Consider the following 16,646-nt stretch of genomic DNA (forward strand, 5'->3'; position numbering starts at 1 on the left):
GAAACTACCATGCTCAGGGCCGTGATCGTTCCCGTCGCCGGGGCAGCGGCCGCCGCCGACCGCGCGGGCGGGCCGGGGCCGGGCACCGATAACCTGCCAGCATCGCCCTAGCCACCGCGTTCAGTCGCGTTCCCGTGGCGTTCACCCGGAGGAGACCTGGTGCTGGACACGCTCGACGCCCCGGCCGTCCGCACCTGGTACCGGCTGGCCCTGGCCGCTCTCGGCCAGGCCCGCGAGGAGATCGACGCGCTCAACGTCTACCCCGTGCCCGACGGCGACACCGGCACCAACCTCTACCTCACCGTCGAGTCCGCCGCCGCCCACGGTGAGAGCTGCTTCGCGGAGCTCCCCGAACCCGGCCTCGGCCCGGCCATGGCGGCGGTGGCCCGCGGCGCGCTGCTCGGCGCCCGCGGCAACTCCGGCGTGATCCTCGCCCAGTGGCTGCGCGGGCTGGCCGGCGCCCTGGCCGAGGGCGGCGACCCCGGGCAGCTGCGCCGGGCGCTGGCCGTCGCCGCGGACGCCGCCTACCAGGCCGTCGCCGAGCCGGTCGAGGGCACCCTGCTGACCGTCGCGGCCGCGGCCGCGCGCGGGGCCGGCCGCAGCCCCGACGGCCTGCCGGCCGTCGCCGAGGCCGCCTACCGCGGTGCCCGCGAGGCGCTGCTGCGCACCCCGCAGCAGCTGGACGTGCTGGCCGAGGCGGGCGTGGTGGACGCCGGCGGGCGCGGCCTGGTGGCCGTGCTCGGCGCGCTGCTGGACGCCGTCTCCGGGCAGAGCCCGATGGGTCCGCTCGCCCTGCGCGGCGAGACCGCGGTGCCCGTGCCCCTCCCCGGCCCCGCGGCCGGCTGCGACGGCCACCAGCGCCCGGCCGGCCCCGGCCACCCCGCCTTCGAGGTGATCTACCTGCTGGACGCGCCCGACGAGGCGATGCCCGGCCTGCGGGCCAGGCTGGCCGGGCTCGGCGACTCGCTGGTGGTCGGCGGCGGCGACGGTCTGTGGAACGTCCACGTGCACGTCGACGACGCCGGCGCCGCCGTGGAGGCCGGGGTGGAGGCCGGCCGGCCGTACCGGATCCGGATCACGCACTTCGCCGAGGCGGCCGCCCGGGTCGGCGAGCCGCCCGCGCCCGCCCCGCACGGCCGGGCGGTGCTCAGCGTGGTGACCGGCAGCGGGCTCGCCGAACTCTGCGAGCAGGCCGGCTCCGCCGTGCTCTTCGCCGACCCCGACCACCCGCCGGCCAGCTCCGAACTGGTGGAGGCGGTCCGGCGCTGCGCCGCCCGCGAGGTCGTCCTGCTGCTGAACGACCCCGAACTGCGCGCCGCCGCCGGCGCCGCCGCCGACCAGCTCCGCGAGGAGGGGCTGCGGATCGCGGTGCTGCCCACCCGCTCGCCGGTCCAGGGGCTGGCGGCGCTCGCCGTGCACGAGGTCGCCCGGCGCTTCGACGAGGACGTGGTCGCCATGACCTCCGCCGCGGGAGCCACCCGCTACGCCGAACTCGCGGTCGCCGAGGGCGAGTCCTGGACGATGGCCGGCGTCTGCCAGGCCGGCGACGTGCTCGGCCTGATCGACGGCGACGTCGCCCTGATCGGCTCCGACCTGGCCGACACCGCGGCCACCGTGCTCGCCCGGATGCTGGCCGCCGGTGGCGAACTCGTCACCCTGGTCCTCGGCGAGGGCGTCCCCGGCGCGCTGGCCGACCAGCTGGTGGCGCACGCCCGCCGGCAGCGGCCCGAGGTGGACACCATGGTCTACCTGGGCGGCCAGGAGTCGGCGCCGCTGCTCATCGGGGTGGAGTAGCTCATCGGGGCGGAGCAGCTCATCGGGGTGGAGCAGCCCGCACTGTCCTTGCGGTGGTGTCCAATAGGAGCTGATGGGCGCTCTCGATGAACCACTGACCAAGCTGGTCGGCGACCGCACCGCGAAGGTGCTGGCCGACAGCCTCAAGCTGCGCACGGTCGGCGACCTGCTGCACCACTACCCGCGCCGGTACGTCGAGCGCGGCTCGCTCACCAGCCTCGACGAGCTGGAGGTGGACGAGCACGTCACCGTGCTGGCCCGGATCGAGAAGGTCACCCTGATCCCCTTCAAGGGGCGCAAGGGCGACCGGCTGGAGGTGGTGGTCACCGACGGGCGCAGCCGGCTCAGCCTGGTCTTCTTCAACCAGGGCTGGCGGCAGAAGGAGCTCCGCCCCGGCGCCCAGGGCCTGTTCGCGGGCAAGGTCGGCCTCTTCAACCGCACCCGCCAGCTCGCCTCGCCGGACTACCAGCTGCTGGACGAGGAAGCCGGCTCGGACGCCGCGCGGCAGTTCGCCGGCCGGCTGATCCCGGTCTACCCGGCCAGCGCCCAGCTGCCCAGCTGGAAGCTGTCGCTGTGCGTGCAGACCGCGCTGGACAAGCACCTCGGCGACGTGGGGGAGCCGCTGCCCGGCGCGCTGCGCGAGAAGCACGAGCTGATCCCGCTGCCCGAGGCGCTGGAGCTGATCCACCGGCCGCGCAACCAGGCCGACCGGGAGCGGGCCCAGAGCCGGCTCCGCTGGGACGAGGCCTTCGTGCTCCAGGTCGCGCTCGCCCGCCGCCGGGCCGCCGACTCCGCGCTGCCCGCGGTGGCCCGCCGGGCCGCCCCCGGCGGCCTGCTCGACGCCTTCGACGCCCGGCTGCCGTTCACCCTGACGGATGGTCAGCAGAAGGTCTGCGGCGAGATCTTCGCCGACCTGGCGAGCGAGCACCCGATGCACCGGCTGCTCCAGGGCGAGGTCGGGTCGGGCAAGACGCTGGTGGCGCTGCGCGCCATGCTCGCGGTGGTCGACGCCGGCGGCCAGGCCGCCCTGCTCGCGCCCACCGAGGTGCTGGCCCAGCAGCACCACCGCTCGATCGTCGAGATGATGGGCGACCTCGCCGAGGGCGGCATGCTCGGCGGCTCCGAGCTGGGCACCAAGGTCGCCCTGCTGACCGGCTCGATGGGCGTGCCGGCCCGGCGGCAGGTGCTGCTGGACATGGCCTGCGGCGACGCCGGCATCGCGATCGGCACCCATGCGCTGATCGAGGACAAGGTGCAGTTCCAGGACCTCGGCCTGGTCGTGGTCGACGAGCAGCACCGGTTCGGCGTCGAGCAGCGCGACGCGCTGCGGGCCAAGGGCGGGCAGCCGCCGCACCTGCTCGTGATGACGGCGACCCCGATCCCGCGCACCGTCGCGATGACGGTCTTCGGCGACCTGGAGACCTCCGTCCTGGACCAGCTGCCGGCCGGCCGGTCGCCGATCTCCACCCATGTGGTGCCCGCGCAGGAGAAGCCCAACTTCCTCGCCCGCGCCTGGGAGCGGGTCCGCGAGGAGGTCGGCAAGGGCCACCAGGCGTACGTGGTCTGCCCCCGGATCGGCGACGAGCCGGACGACCCGAAGAAGAAGCGCAAGGCGCTGCCGGACGACCCCGAGGACCTCGGCGCGGGCAGCGACGAGCGCCGGCCGCCGCTGTCCGTGGTGGAGACCGCCGAGATGCTCGGCAAGGGCCCGCTGGCCGGCCTGCGGGTGGAGATCCTGCACGGCCGCCTGGCACCGGAGGCCAAGGACGAGGTGATGCGGCGGTTCACCGCGGGCCGGGTCGACGTGCTGGTCGCCACCACGGTGATCGAGGTCGGTGTCAACGTCCCCAACTCCACCGCGATGGTGATCATGGACGCGGACCGCTTCGGCGTCTCCCAGCTGCACCAGCTTCGCGGTCGGGTCGGCCGGGGCAGCGCGCCGGGCCTGTGCCTGCTGGTCAGCGACATGCCCGCGGGCAGTTCGGCCCGGGCCCGGCTGGACGCGGTGGCCGGCACGCTGGACGGCTTCGAGCTGTCCCGGATCGACCTGGAGCAGCGCCGCGAGGGCGACGTGCTCGGCCAGGCCCAGTCGGGCGTGAAGTCCTCGCTCAAGGTGCTCTCGGTGCTGGAGGACGAGGAGGTCATCGCCACCGCCCGCCAGGAGGCCACCGTGCTGGTCGCCGAGGACCCGGACCTGGAGCGCCACCCGGAGCTGCGGACGGCGCTGGAGAGCCTGCTGGACGAGGACCGCGCGGAGTACCTGGAGAAGGGCTGAGGGCGGGCCGCTGGTCGGTCGCCGCGGCCCGGCCCCCGCGCCGGTATAGCGTGGTGGCTGCCTCAGGAAAGGACCTCCCCACCTCATGACCCGCGTGATCGCCGGTACGGCCGGCGGCCGTCGACTGGCCGTGCCGCCCGGCCGGACCACCCGCCCGACCTCCGACAAGGCCCGGGAGGCGATGTTCTCCACGCTGGCCGCGCTGCGCGGCACCGTGCACGGGGCCCGGATGCTCGACCTGTTCGGCGGTTCGGGCGCGGTCGGCCTGGAGGCGCTGTCCCGGGGGGCGGAGCACGCGCTGCTGGTCGAGTCCGACCCGAGCGCCGCCCGGGTGATCCGGGAGAACGTCCGCACCCTCGGCCTGCCCGGCGCCGAGGTGCGCGCCGACCGGGCCGAGCGGGTGATCGCCGGGATCCCGCCCGGCGCCCCGTACGACCTGGTCTTCCTCGATCCGCCGTACTCCGTGACGGACCAGGAGGTGCGCGAGATGCTGATCACACTCGGCTCGGGGGGCTGGCTCAGCGACGAGGTTCTCGTCACCGTGGAACGCAGCACCCGGGGCGGCGAGTTCGGCTGGCCGGAGGGGTTCGAGCCGCTGCGCTCGCGCCGTTACGGCGAGGGCACCCTCTGGTACGGTCGCGCCGCTGCCGAGGGCGACCAGCACCCGTAGCACCAGGAACCCCCACAAGGGAGTACACGCCATGCGCCGCGCCGTCTGTCCGGGGTCCTTCGACCCCATCACCAACGGGCACCTCGACATCATCGAGCGCGCCTCGAAGCTGTACGACGTGGTCCATGTCGCCGTGCTGATCAACAAGAACAAGCAGGGCCTGTTCACCGTCGAGGAGCGCATCGCGCTGATCGAGGAGACCTGCGCCCCGTACGGCAACATCGAGGTCGAGGCGCACAGCGGCCTGCTGGTGGACTTCTGCCGGGACCGCGGCATCCCGGCGATCATCAAGGGCCTGCGGGCGGTCAGCGACTTCGACTACGAGCTCCAGATGGCCCAGATGAACCACGGCCTCAGCGGCGTCGAGACGCTCTTCGTGCCGACCTCGCCGACCTACAGCTTCCTGTCCTCCTCGCTGGTCAAGGAGGTCGCCTCGTACGGCGGCGACGTCTCCCACCTGCTGCCCGCGACGGTCAACAGCCGGCTGGTGGCCCGGATCGCCGAGCGGCGCGGCTGATCGGGGCAAGCCGGACCTTCCTGGCGAACCGTCACAACACGTCCCCCTGTCGGGTGGCGCGGGCGCCCCGGGCGTTGTGAGCTCCGGGCGCAGTGGCCGTACAGTCTGTACTCCCGCCCCGTGGGCGCTGCCGAGCCGACGGGGACTGCCTCCGCCGCACCTCGGCGGCACACGGAAAGACTGATGCGCTCGTGGACGTGCAGCAGAAACTCGACGAGATCGTCGCCGTGGTGGAGAACGCCCGCGCGATGCCGATGTCGGCATCCTGCGTGGTGAACCGGGCCGAACTGGTCGGGCTGCTCCGCGAACTGCGCGACACCATGCCGGCCGAGCTGGCCCAGGCCCAGTCGGTGGTCGCCGACCACCAGCAGCTGGTGGCCGACGCGCGCGCCCAGGCCGACCAGATCATCCGCGGGGCGCACGACGAGCGCGGCTCGCTGATCTCCGACACCGAGGTGGTCCGCCAGGCCCAGGCCGAGGCGGACCGGGTGCTCGGCGAGGCCCGCGCCGAGGTGCAGACCAAGCGCGCCGAGGCGGACGACTACGTCGACAGCAAGCTCGCCAACTTCGAGGTGGTCCTCACCAAGACGCTCGGCGCCGTCGGCCGCGGCCGGCAGAAGCTGCGCGGTGCGGCGGGCGTCTACGAGTCCGAGGTGGAGGGCGAGGGCGAGGAGTTCCAGCCGCCCGCCACCCCGAGCCCCGAGGTCGACGAGTACGTCGATGTGAAGCTCGCCACCCTGGAGGCGGTGCTCAGCAAGACCCTCCAGGCCGTCGGCAAGGGCCGCGACACCCTGCTCGGCAAGGCGCCCATCGACGAGCTGGGGGCCTACCTGGCCGCCGCCGACGAGGCCCAGCAGCTGAAGGACCGCGCCGAGGCGGTGGCCTCCGGCTTCGCCGAGGACGGCGAGGAGCAGCCCTGGTACCGCGAGGAGGCCGTCCCGCAGCAGCAGAGCTGGCCGGAGCAGACCCCCGCGGCGGCCGGTTGGCAGGCCCCCGGCGAGGAGCAGTACGCGGCCGGCCCGCAGTACGCCGAGGTCTACAACGGCGGCTACGACCCGGTGGGTGCCCCGCAGACCGACGGCTGGGGCAACCCGATCGCGGACGGCACCGGGGCGAACCCGTACGGCTACCAGCAGCAGCCCGCCGCCTACCAGGGCCAGGACCCGTACTACCAGCAACAGCCCGGCTACCCGCAGGTGCAGCAGTACGACGCCTGGGGCAACCCGGTGCCGGAAGCCGGCGGCTACCCGCAGGAGCACGGGCAGCAGCAGGCCCAGGGGCACCCGCAGCCGGCCCAGCAGGGCGGGCTGGACGAGACCAGCTTCTTCGACACCAGCATGATCGACATGACCAGGCTGCGGGAGCTCGGCGGCCGCTGAGCGGCGGGGGGTGCGGGCCCGAAGTTGGGCCTGGCCCCACTCTCCGGTAGTCTGACCACTCGGCCTGTTCCGGGGCCGTCTGCTGCCCGCAACTCGGCGGCAACACACTCTTCAGGAAAACCCGCGGCACCCACGGCTGTGCGTGCCGCCGCCAGGAAGTCAGGACACCTTGAACCGCCTCGACCACCGCGACCCGCTCGTGTTCGACACGCATGAGCTCGGCCGTCGCCCAGGTTCGCTGCGGCGGGTCTCCCGCACCCTGAAGGCCCCCCAGGGGCTGGGCATCGAAGACGTGATCGGCATCCCGGAGACCAGCGAGATCACGCTCGAGCTGCGGATGGAGTCCGTGGTCGAGGGCGTACTGGTGACCGGCACCGCCGAGGCCCAGGTCGAGGGCGAGTGCGTGCGCTGCCTGGAGCCGGTGAGCGACGGCCTGGAGGTCGACTTCCAGGAGCTGTACTACTACCCGGAGTCCGACGACCGCGGCCGTGGCCGCGCGGCGGGCGCCGACGAGGACCTCGACGAGGACTCGGACGATGAGACTTACCGCCTGGAGGGCGATTACTTCGACCTCCAGCCGGTGCTGCGTGACGCGGTGGTGCTCGCACTGCCGCTGCAGCCGGTGTGCCAGGACGACTGCCTGGGTCTGTGCGTCGAGTGCGGCGCACGCCTGAGCGACGACCCGTCGCACCACCACGACGCCGCCGACCCCCGGTGGGCGGCACTGCAGGGACTCTCCGCCGCCCCCGGCGACGAGGGTGACGGAATCAAGAACAGCGGTACCCGTGAGGGTCTCGCCGAGAACCAGGAGAAGTAGCCGTGGCTGTTCCGAAGCGGAAGATGTCGCGCAGCAACACGCGCCACCGCCGTTCCAACTGGAAGGCCGTCGTTCCGGCCCTCGTGGCGTGCGACCGCTGCCACGAGCCGAAGCTCGGTCACCTCGCGTGCCCCAGCTGCGGCACGTACAACCGCCGCCAGGTCCTCTCGGTCTGATCGGCAGGGTGCACGGATCGATGTCGGAGAGCAACTCCCCCCGCAAGCAGGCTCCCGCCGCGAAGGACTCTTCCAACGGGGGCAAGGGCAGCGGGCCGGCCTCGACCGAATACGACGTCCTGGAAGGGCGCCTCGGGTACACACTTGAGCGCGCCCTTCTGGTACGTGCCCTCACCCACCGCAGCTACGCCTACGAGAACGGCGGGCTGCCCACCAACGAGCGCCTGGAGTTCCTCGGCGACTCGGTGCTGGGTCTGGTGGTGACGGACACCCTCTACCGCCTCCACCCGGAGGTCGCGGAGGGCACGCTCGCCAAGCTTCGCGCCGCGGTGGTCAACTCCCGCGCGCTCGCCGAGGTCGGCCGCGGCCTGGACCTCGGTGCCTTCATCCGGCTCGGCAAGGGTGAGGAGGGGACCGGTGGACGCGACAAGTCCTCGATCCTCGCCGACACCGTCGAGGCCGTGATCGGCGCCGTCTACCTGGACCAGGGCCTGGACGCCGCCACGGTGTTCGTCCACAGCCTCTTCGACCCGCTGATCGCGGAGTCCGCCCAGCTCGGCGCCGGACTGGACTGGAAGACCAGCCTCCAGGAGCTCACCGCCTCGGTGGGCATCGGAGTGCCGGAGTACGTGGTCACCGAGTCGGGCCCGGACCACGAGAAGACCTTCGCCGCCGCCGCCCGGGTGGCCGGCGAGGACTTCGGGCACGGCAGTGGCCGCTCGAAGAAGGAAGCAGAGCAGAAGGCCGCGGAGAGCGCCTGGCGGGCCATCAAGGCCAAGTACGCCGACGACCGCCCCGGCGCCGCAGTCTGAACCCGGCCGGGGGGCCGAAGTGCCTGAACTTCCCGAGGTAGAGGTGGTCCGGCGCGGCCTGGCCCGCTGGGCCGCCGGCCGCACCGTCGCCGAGGTCGAGGTGCTGCACCCGCGATCCGTCCGCCGGCAGCCCGGCGGCGCCGCGGAGTTCGCGGCCCGGCTCACCGGCAGCACGCTGGGCGAGGCCCAGCGGCGCGGCAAGTACCTCTGGGTGCCGCTCGGCGACCACCAGTCGATGATCGGCCACCTCGGTATGAGCGGTCAGCTGCTGGTGCAGGACCCGAGCACGGCGGACGAGACCCATCTGCGGGTCCGGCTGCGCTTCACCGACCACGGTCGCGAGCTGCGCTTCGTCGACCAGCGGACCTTCGGCGGCCTGGCCGTCGAGGAGGCGGAGCCGGACGATCCGGAGCACACCCCGGTCTCGATCGCGCACATCGCCCGCGACCCGCTCGACCCCCGCTTCGACGACGACGCCTTCGTCGCCGCGCTGCGCGCCAAGCGGACCACCGTCAAGCGCGCCCTGCTGGACCAGACCCTGATCAGCGGCGTCGGCAACATCTACGCCGACGAGTCGCTGTGGCGCTCCGGGTTGCACTACGACCGGCCGACCGCCACCCTGACCCGCCCCCAGGCGGGCGTGCTGCTGCAGCACGCCCGCGAGGTGATGAGCGCGGCGCTGGCCGTCGGGGGCACCAGCTTCGACAGCCTCTACGTCAATGTGAACGGCGAGAGCGGCTACTTCTCCCGGGAGCTGGACGCCTACGGCCGTGAGGGCGAGCCCTGCCGTCGCTGCGGCACCGCGATCCGCCGGGCCGCCTGGATGAACCGGTCCAGCTACTTCTGCCCGCGCTGCCAGCGGGTGCCCCGGCCCCGCTAGGGCGCGCCCCTCGGGGGCGGTCAGTGCCCGGCCGGCTCGGGGAGCTTGGGCTGGGCGCCGTGCTCCTCCACCTCGCTCTGGCCGAAGTAGGCCACCCCGACCGCGCTCACCACCGCGAGCAGGAAGCCCAGCACCGCCAGCCAGCCGAGGCCCTCCTTGGAGGTGTCGCCCAGCCACAGCACCCCGACCGCCCCGGGCACCACGGTCTCGCCGACCACCAGGGCGGCCGTCGCTCCGTTCACCGAGCCGACCTGCAGCGCCACCGTGTGCAGGTACATCCCGCCGATCCCGCCGACCAGGATCGCGTACAGCGCCGGGTCGCCGAGCAGCTGCCCGAGGTCGAAGGGCTGGACGCCGTTGAGGATCCGCACCCCGACGCCCAGCGCGCCGAAGCCCAGGCCCGACAGCAGGCCGGCCACGATGGCGGCGCCCCGGCCGAGCCGGCGGACCAGCAGGCTGCCGCCGGCGATCAGCACCACCGAGCCGACCAGCAGCCACCAGTGGAAGGACATCGCGGCGTGGTGCCCGCCCTCCGGGCCGGCCGCGCTGGCCAGCATCACCAGCGCGCCGCAGAGCAGGGCGATCGAGATCCACTCCAGCTGCTTCAGCCGCAGGCCGAGCAGCTTGATGCTGAGCAGGGCGGTGATCACCAGGTTGGCGCTGATGATGGTCTGGGAGAGGAACAGCGGCAGCAGCCGCGCGGCCAGCGCACCCAGGCCGAAGCCGATCAGGTCGAGCACCGTGCCGACGATGAACTCCCAGGTCACCGCAGCCTTCGCGGTCGAGGCGAGGCTCGGCCCGCCGTGCTCGGTCGCCCCGGCCGCCGCACCCCGGGCGGCGGTCTCCTCGCGGGCCGAGCGCCGGGTGCCGACGGCCTGCAGGACGGAGCCGGTGCCGTAGCAGACGGAGGCCGCTACGGCGGTGACGAGTCCGATGATCACCGGGAATGCTCCGATCAGGGGCGGGCCGAGGCAGGGGAAGCAGGCACCACTATGCCTGGTCCAGACACCGGATGATCTACCCGGCGCCCAAGACCGGTCGGTCGGCGGGGGTGGGTCCGTCTGGGGTATGGGCGTACCACGGGCCCCGCCAGGTACCGTCGGTGCCATGAGAACCGTTTCCCGCCGGATCCCGGGCATCGCCCCGGCCGCCCTGCCGGCCGCGCTGGTGGCGCTGCTGCTCGGCCTGCTGCTGGCGTTCGCCGGCCCGGCCTCGGCCGCCGGGTCCGGGGTCGACCAGGCGGCGAGTGCCCTCAAGCAGGGCCAGGTCTACGTCGACCCGGCGATGACCGGCCGGTTCTCCGAGGCCCAGGCGGCCGCGCTCGGCAAGAAGATCGAGCAGGCCGACAAGCCGATCTTCGTTGCGGTGGTGCCGGCCGATGACAACTACCCGGCCAAGACCGTCGCCCAGGACCTGCGGACCAAGGTCGGCATCGTCGGTGTCTACGCGATCTGGCGCGGCGGGGAGTTCCGCGCCTTCGCCGACCGGCAGGCACTGCCGCCCGCGGCCGCGGACCGGATCGCCGGCGCGGCCGCGCGCTCGCACCCCGGTGACATCGACGGCACCCTCAACGACTTCGTCGGCCAGGCCACCACCCAGACCAAGGGCCACGGCGTCGGCTCCGGCGGGGTGAGCACCGCCGCGATCGTCATCCCGGTCGCGCTGCTGGCGCTGGCCGGTGCCGGCACCTTCCTGCTCCTGCGGCGCTCCAAGCGCCGCAAGCTCGCCCGGCAGCAGGCGGAACTGGCCCAGCTGCGGACGGTCGTGGACGAGGACATCACCGCCTTCGGCGAGGAGCTCGACCGGCTGGAGTTCAGCCCCGGCGCCGCCGACGCGGACGACGCTCAGCGGGACGACTACACCCGGGCGCTGGACGCCTACGAGCGCGCCAAGCAGACCATGGACGCGGCCCGGCGGCCCGAGGACGTCCGCCCGGTCACCGAGGCGCTGGCGGACGGCCGGTTCTCGCTGGCGACGCTGGCCGCCCGGCGCGAGCACCGCGCCCTGCCGGAGCGCCGGGTGCCCTGCTTCTTCGACCCGCGGCACGGCCCCTCCGTCCAGGACGCCGACTGGGCCCCGGCCGGTGGCGCGGCGCGCGCCGTCCCGGTCTGCGCCGCCGACGCGGCCCGCCTGGCGAGCGGCCAGGAGCCGGACATCCGCACCGTGCACACCGACCACGGCAGCCAGCCGTACTGGAACGCCGGCCCGGCCTACAGCCCCTGGGCGGGCGGCTACTTCGGCTCGGGCATCCTGCCCGGCCTGCTGGTGGGCACCCTGCTCGGCTCGGCGATGTCCCCGGGCACCGCCTGGGCCGCCCAGGACGGCTTCGACGGCTCCAACGGGGTCGACCCGGGCGACTACTCGGGCGGCGACTACAACTCCTCCGACTTCGGTGGCGGCTTCGGCGACTCGGGTGGCGGCGGAGGCGACTTCGGTGGTGGCGGGGACTTCGGCGGCGGCGGCGACTTCGGCGGCTTCTGAGGCCCGACCTGCCGTTAGGGTCGACGCATGCACGGTCATGACAGTCAGCACCCGGTCCGGGTCACCGCCTGGGTGCGCGGCCGGGTCCAGCAGGTCGGCTTCCGCTGGTGGACCAGGGCCCGGGCCCTGGAGATCGGCCTGACCGGCTACACCAGCAACCTCGGCGACGGCCGGGTGCAGGTGGTGGCCGAGGGGCTGCACGCCGAGTGCGAGGAACTGCTCGCCCTGCTGCGCGGGCCGGACACTCCCGGCCAGGTCAGCGGCGTGACCGAGATCTGGAGTGCGACCGGGGACGGCTACCCGACCTTCGCCATCCGCTGATCGTCCGGATTGTCCCCCGGGTGGGGCAACCGCCGGTGTCCTGCGGTTGCCATCTGCGCGGACTCGTGGTTGACTCCGCACCGAGCAGTGATCCACCGGGCCCCTCGCAGGGCCCCACCCCGCTCCATGGTGTGTCCGTCCCGCCATGCAGGTGACAGGGGCGCGGTAGCGTGCGGTGATCGTGTTGACCCGTACCGTCTTTGGTGAGACCCTGAAAACCCGCGCACACGTCCGCGTTTACCCGGTCGGGTCATTCCGCCGTGGGCCCAGCTCACTGCGGGTGTTCCGGAGTGCCCAGCCAGCACAGCCGGTCGCGTCGTCGGGTGCGTGTTCCCTTCCCCCTAGACCAGTACCGCTCCCGGTTCGGTCACTCAGCGTGGAGGACCATTCATCATGGCAAAGGCGCTTCTCGGGTACGTCGGCGGCCCCGACCCGCGAATGCTCTCCGAGATGCGACGGCTCCAGCAGCGCGTCCAGGATCTGGAGGCCGAACTCAACCGGCTCCAGACGGAGAACGACGCACTACTCGCTGTCGCTGACGAGCACTCGCTGCTCAGCAGCATCGAACTGGACCACCGGGAGCCGGCTCTCACCTGAGCCCACCCCGATCCTCGTAGATCGACGCTGTTGCGCACTGAGCTTCCCGATAGGGGAATGCAGCCTGCAAGGGACGTCCCGGTGACGTCCCTTCGTCGTGTCCGGCATCAGTCGCATGCGTCTTTTTCCGGTAAAGGTGCCCAGGCCCGGCGTGGCCAAACCGGCTCCTGACGACTCTGTGTCCGCACTGCCGGATACAGTCGCCAGCAGAGCCGGAACGCCGAGGTCAGGAGGGTACGGGTGCACCTGAAGAGTCTGACCCTCCGCGGTTTCAAGTCCTTCGCCTCGGCCACCACCCTGCGCTTCGAGCCGGGGATCACCTGTGTGGTCGGGCCGAACGGCTCCGGCAAGTCCAACGTGGTGGACGCACTCTCCTGGGTGATGGGCGAGCAGGGCGCGAAGTCGCTGCGCGGCGGCAAGATGGAGGACGTCATCTTCGCCGGGACGAGCGGGCGCGCCCCGCTCGGCCGCGCCGAGGTGAGCCTGACGATCGACAACACCGACGGCGCCCTGCCGATCGACTACTCCGAGGTGACGATCACCCGGACGATGTTCCGCAACGGCGGCAGCGAGTACGCGCTGAACGGCGCCACCTGCCGGCTGCTCGACATCCAGGAGCTGCTCTCCGACTCCGGCATCGGCCGCGAGATGCACGTCATCGTCGGCCAGGGCCAGCTGGACTCCGTCCTGCACGCGGACCCGATGGGCCGGCGCGCCTTCATCGAGGAGGCGGCCGGTGTCCTCAAGCACCGCAAGCGCAAGGAGAAGGCGCTGCGGAAGCTGGACGCGATGCAGGCCAACCTCAACCGCGTCCAGGACCTGGTCGCGGAGCTGCGACGCCAGCTCGGGCCGCTCGGCCGGCAGGCCAGGATCGCCCGGCGGGCCGCCGGTATCCAGGCCGAACTCCGGGACGCCAGGCTGCGGTTGCTCGCCGACGACCTGCTGGTGCTGCGGCAGGCCGTCGAGGCCGAGATCGCGGACGAGCTGGCGCTGAAGCTCCGCCGGGCCACCGTGGAGCAGGAGCTGGCCCGGGCGCAGCAGCGCGAGGCCGTGCTGGAGGCCCAGGTCGAGCAGCTCGGCCCGCAGCTGGAGGCGGCCCGGCAGACCTGGTACCGGCTCTCCGCGCTGGCCGAGCGCACCAGGGGCACGGTCGGACTGGCCGAGGCGAGGATCCGGCACGCGCTGGGCGGCGGGCAGCCGGAGGAGCGGCGCGGACGGGATCCCGAGGAGTTGGAGCGCGAGGCGCAGCGGGTGCGCGAGGAGGAGGCCGCGCTCGCCGAGGCGCTGGAGCAGGCGCGGTACGCGCTGGCCGAGGCGGTCGAGGAACGGGCCGAGCTGGAGCGCTCGCTGACCGCCGAGGAGGCCGGGCTGAAGGCCGCCGCCCGGGCGATCGCTGACCGCCGGGAGGGCCTGGTCCGGTTGCAGGGGCAAGCCGCCGCCGCCACCTCCCGGGCGGCCGGCGCGCAGGCCGAGATCGGCCGGCTGGCCGAGGCGAGGGACGAGGCCCGGCTGCGGGCCCGGGCCGCGCAGGAGGAGTACGAGCAGTTCCAGGAGCAGGCCGACCGGGTGGAGGCCGGCGACGAGCAGCTGGAGCAGGCGCACCGGCAGGCCCGGGAGGAGCTGGCCGAGGCGGAGCGGGTGCTGTCCGCCGCCCGGGAGGCGGTAGGCGCCGCGGAGCGCGAGCGGGCCGGGTTGACGGCCCGGCACGAGGCGCTGGCGCTGGGGCTCCGGCGCAAGGACGGCAGCGGTGCGCTGCTCGACCTGGGCGCCGCGGCGGGGGTGCTGGGGCCGGCCGCCGCACTGCTCGAGGTGGCGCCCGGTCATCAGGTGGCGGTGGCGGCGGCGCTCGGCGCGGCGGCCGACGCGGTGGCGGTGGACACGCCGGCGGCCGCGGTCGAGGCGTTGCGGCGGCTGCGCAAGGAGGAGGCCGGGCGGGCCGCGCTGCTGATCGCCCGGCCCCGGCCGGTGGGGGAGCGGCGGCCGCTGCCCGCCGGCGCCTGCTGGGCCGCGGAGCGGCTGAGCGGGCCCGAGCAGGTGCTGGCCGCGGCCGAAACGCTGCTGGAGCGCACCGCCCTGGTGGCGGATCTGGACCAGGCCCGGCTGCTGCTCGCGGCGGAGCCGGAGCTGACGGCCGTGACGGCCGACGGGGACGTGCTCTCGGCCGGCTTCGCCCAGGGCGGCTCGGCCGGTGCGCCGAGCCAGCTGGAGACCCAGGCCGCGGTGGCGCAGACGGCCCGGCTGATCGAGGAGTGCGAGGAGCGGCACACGGCGGCCGGCGCGCGGCTGGCCGAGGCGGCCGAGCGGCGGCGTGAACTCAGCTCCGGCCTTGAGGAGTTGGCGGCGCGTCGGCGGCAGGGTGAGCGGGAGCGGGCCCAGCTGGCCGGCTCGCTCGGCCGGTTGGGCGGGCAGGCCCGGGCCGCGGCGGGGGAGGCGGAGCGGCTGGCCGGCTCGGCCGCCCGGGCCGAGCAGGGGCTCGCCGAGGCGCTGTCCGCGGCCGAGGAGCTGGCGCAACGGCTCGCCACCGCGGAGGAGTTGGCCGAGGGCAGCGAGCAGGAGCCGGACGGCGCCGAGCGGGACAGGCTGGCCGCCGCCGGTGTGCAGGCCCGGCAGGTGGAGCTGGAGGCGCGGCTGTCGGTGCGCACCCACGAGGAGCGGGTGCGGGCGCTGTCCGGCCGGGCGGACCAGCTGGACCGGGCCGCCCGGGCCGAGCGGGAGGCCCGGGTGCGGGCGGCCGAGCGGCGCGAGCGGGCCCGGCACGAGGCGGCGGTGGCGACGGCGGTCGCGGCCGGGGCCCGGCAGCTGCTCGGCTGCCTGGAGATCTCGCTCGGCCGGGCCGAGGCCGAGCGCACCGAGGCGGAGCAGGCCCGGGCCGGGCGGGAGAGCGAGCTGCGGGCCGGGCGCGAGTCGGGCCGGGAGCTGAAGGCCGAGCTGGACCGGCTGGTGGACGCCGGCCACCGGGACGAGGTGCTGCGGGCGGAGAAGCGGCTGCGGATCGAGCAGTTGGAGGCCAGGGCGCTGGAGGAGTTCGGCATCGAGGGCGGCGAGCTGCTCGCCTCCTACGGGCCGGACCAGCTCGTCCCGCCGCCTGTGCCGCAGGAGGGGCAGCCGCCGGGGGAGGCGGCGCCGTACGTGCGGGCCGAGCAGGAGAAGCGGCTGAAGGCGGCCGAGCGGGCGTACCAGCAGCTGGGCAAGGTCAACCCGCTGGCGCTGGAGGAGTTCGCGGCGCTGGAGGAGCGGCACCAGTTCCTGGGCGAGCAGCTGGACGACCTCAAGAAGAGCCGGCGCGACCTGATGGACATCGTGCGGGACGTGGACGTCCGGGTGGAGCAGCTGTTCACAGCGGCCTACCACGACACCGCCGCGCAGTTCGAGGGCGTCTTCTCGCGGCTCTTCCCGGGCGGCGAGGGGAGGCTGGTGCTGACCGACCCGGAGTCGATGCTGACCACCGGGGTGGAGGTGGAGGCCCGGCCGCCGGGCAAGAAGGTGAAGCGGCTGTCGCTGCTCTCCGGCGGTGAGCGGTCGCTGACGGCGGTGGCGCTGCTGGTCGCGATCTTCAAGGCGCGGCCCAGCCCGTTCTACGTGATGGACGAGGTGGAGGCGGCGCTGGACGAGACCAACCTGCGCCGCCTGGTGGCGATCATGGAGGAGCTGCGGGAGAGCTCCCAGCTGATCGTGATCACCCACCAGAAGCTGACCATGGAGTCCGCCGACGCGCTCTACGGCGTGACCATGAAGGGCGACGGCATCTCCCAGGTGATCAGCCAGCGGCTGCGCGAGGAGCACCGGGAGCGGCCGGCGCTGCCCCGCCAGCAGGAGGCGGCCGTGGCCGCGGACTGACCCCGGGCCCGCGCCGGTACGGCGCAAGGGGTGGAAGCTGGCGGCGCCCGCGAATGTCACCGTTCCCCGCGGCAGGGGTGTCGCGGATAC

The 16,646-nt window shown here is 74.0% G+C and carries 14 protein-coding genes; 13 read left to right on the forward strand and 1 reads right to left on the reverse strand.

Translation table 11 applies throughout. The features are described 5' to 3' along the window. The first annotated feature begins 159 nt into the window (after positions 1-159). From AB0K43_RS19855 to mutM, 9 genes are all read left to right on the forward strand, one after another. Positions 160-1,794 carry a DAK2 domain-containing protein gene (locus tag AB0K43_RS19855; RefSeq protein ID WP_363641445.1) on the forward strand — a complete coding sequence of 545 codons (1,635 nt, stop codon included), beginning with the start codon at positions 160-162 and terminating at the stop codon, positions 1,792-1,794. A gap of 73 nt (positions 1,795-1,867) precedes the next feature. Then, complete coding sequence (gene recG, locus AB0K43_RS19860; protein ID WP_363641447.1) at positions 1,868-4,069, forward strand: ATP-dependent DNA helicase RecG; 2,202 nt, start codon at positions 1,868-1,870, stop codon at positions 4,067-4,069. Positions 4,070-4,154: 85 nt separating this feature from the next. Continuing rightward, positions 4,155-4,739 (forward strand): 16S rRNA (guanine(966)-N(2))-methyltransferase RsmD, encoded by a 585-nt coding sequence (rsmD, locus tag AB0K43_RS19865; RefSeq protein ID WP_363641449.1) that lies wholly within the window; start codon positions 4,155-4,157, stop codon positions 4,737-4,739. Between the two features lie 31 nt (positions 4,740-4,770). Next, entirely contained in the window at positions 4,771-5,256 is a 486-nt protein-coding gene (gene coaD, locus AB0K43_RS19870; protein WP_363641451.1) for a pantetheine-phosphate adenylyltransferase, read from the forward strand. A gap of 197 nt (positions 5,257-5,453) precedes the next feature. Next, a complete protein-coding gene (locus AB0K43_RS19875; RefSeq protein ID WP_363641453.1) occupies positions 5,454-6,635 on the forward strand; it encodes a cell division initiation protein in 1,182 nt (393 codons plus the stop codon). Positions 6,636-6,804: 169 nt separating this feature from the next. After that, positions 6,805-7,452: a DUF177 domain-containing protein gene (locus tag AB0K43_RS19880; protein ID WP_363641454.1), complete on the forward strand. Its 648-nt coding sequence runs from the start codon at positions 6,805-6,807 to the stop codon at positions 7,450-7,452. A gap of 2 nt (positions 7,453-7,454) precedes the next feature. Then, positions 7,455-7,628 carry a 50S ribosomal protein L32 gene (rpmF, locus tag AB0K43_RS19885; protein ID WP_350641993.1) on the forward strand — a complete coding sequence of 58 codons (174 nt, stop codon included), beginning with the start codon at positions 7,455-7,457 and terminating at the stop codon, positions 7,626-7,628. 20 nt (positions 7,629-7,648) lie between these two features. Beyond that, positions 7,649-8,440, forward strand: a complete 792-nt coding sequence (gene rnc / locus AB0K43_RS19890; protein ID WP_363641456.1) for a ribonuclease III — start codon at positions 7,649-7,651, stop codon at positions 8,438-8,440. Between the two features lie 19 nt (positions 8,441-8,459). Then, positions 8,460-9,320 (forward strand): bifunctional DNA-formamidopyrimidine glycosylase/DNA-(apurinic or apyrimidinic site) lyase, encoded by an 861-nt coding sequence (gene mutM, locus AB0K43_RS19895; protein ID WP_363641458.1) that lies wholly within the window; start codon positions 8,460-8,462, stop codon positions 9,318-9,320. Positions 9,321-9,340: 20 nt separating this feature from the next. On the opposite strand, the gene AB0K43_RS19900 is transcribed toward mutM, so the two are convergent. After that, positions 9,341-10,261 (reverse strand): hypothetical protein, encoded by a 921-nt coding sequence (locus AB0K43_RS19900; RefSeq protein WP_363641460.1) that lies wholly within the window; start codon positions 10,259-10,261, stop codon positions 9,341-9,343. Between the two features lie 166 nt (positions 10,262-10,427). Here AB0K43_RS19900 and AB0K43_RS19905 point away from each other — a divergent pair, with 166 nt between their 5' ends. The 4 genes from AB0K43_RS19905 (at position 10,428) to smc (ending at position 16,556) form a co-directional block, all read left to right on the forward strand. Beyond that, the gene (locus tag AB0K43_RS19905; protein WP_363641462.1) at positions 10,428-11,801 is read left to right on the forward strand and encodes a hypothetical protein; all 1,374 of its coding nucleotides are present in this window, start codon (positions 10,428-10,430) and stop codon (positions 11,799-11,801) included. Between the two features lie 27 nt (positions 11,802-11,828). Further along, positions 11,829-12,122: an acylphosphatase gene (locus AB0K43_RS19910; protein ID WP_363641464.1), complete on the forward strand. Its 294-nt coding sequence runs from the start codon at positions 11,829-11,831 to the stop codon at positions 12,120-12,122. Between the two features lie 393 nt (positions 12,123-12,515). Then, the gene (locus AB0K43_RS19915) at positions 12,516-12,719 is read left to right on the forward strand and encodes a hypothetical protein (protein ID WP_350641987.1); all 204 of its coding nucleotides are present in this window, start codon (positions 12,516-12,518) and stop codon (positions 12,717-12,719) included. Between the two features lie 240 nt (positions 12,720-12,959). After that, on the forward strand, positions 12,960-16,556 hold the full coding sequence (gene smc, locus AB0K43_RS19920) for a chromosome segregation protein SMC (protein WP_363641466.1): 3,597 nt from the start codon (positions 12,960-12,962) through the stop codon (positions 16,554-16,556). Positions 16,557-16,646 lie beyond the last annotated feature (90 nt).

Source organism: Kitasatospora sp. NPDC049258 (assembly GCF_040678895.1).
Taxonomy (GTDB): domain Bacteria; phylum Actinomycetota; class Actinomycetes; order Streptomycetales; family Streptomycetaceae; genus Kitasatospora.

What these genes read in the sequence shown, in the direction of transcription:
- rsmD (WP_363641449.1), top strand. Translation starts at nt 4,155, where the DNA reads ATGACCCGCGTGATCGCCGGTACGGCCGGCGGCCGTCGACTGGCCGTG.
- AB0K43_RS19905 (WP_363641462.1), top strand. Translation starts at nt 10,428, where the DNA reads ATGAGAACCGTTTCCCGCCGGATCCCGGGCATCGCCCCGGCCGCCCTG.
- AB0K43_RS19910 (WP_363641464.1), top strand. Translation starts at nt 11,829, where the DNA reads ATGCACGGTCATGACAGTCAGCACCCGGTCCGGGTCACCGCCTGGGTG.
- rnc (WP_363641456.1), top strand. Translation starts at nt 7,649, where the DNA reads ATGTCGGAGAGCAACTCCCCCCGCAAGCAGGCTCCCGCCGCGAAGGAC.
- AB0K43_RS19915 (WP_350641987.1), top strand. Translation starts at nt 12,516, where the DNA reads ATGGCAAAGGCGCTTCTCGGGTACGTCGGCGGCCCCGACCCGCGAATG.
- recG (WP_363641447.1), top strand. Translation starts at nt 1,868, where the DNA reads ATGGGCGCTCTCGATGAACCACTGACCAAGCTGGTCGGCGACCGCACC.
- coaD (WP_363641451.1), top strand. Translation starts at nt 4,771, where the DNA reads ATGCGCCGCGCCGTCTGTCCGGGGTCCTTCGACCCCATCACCAACGGG.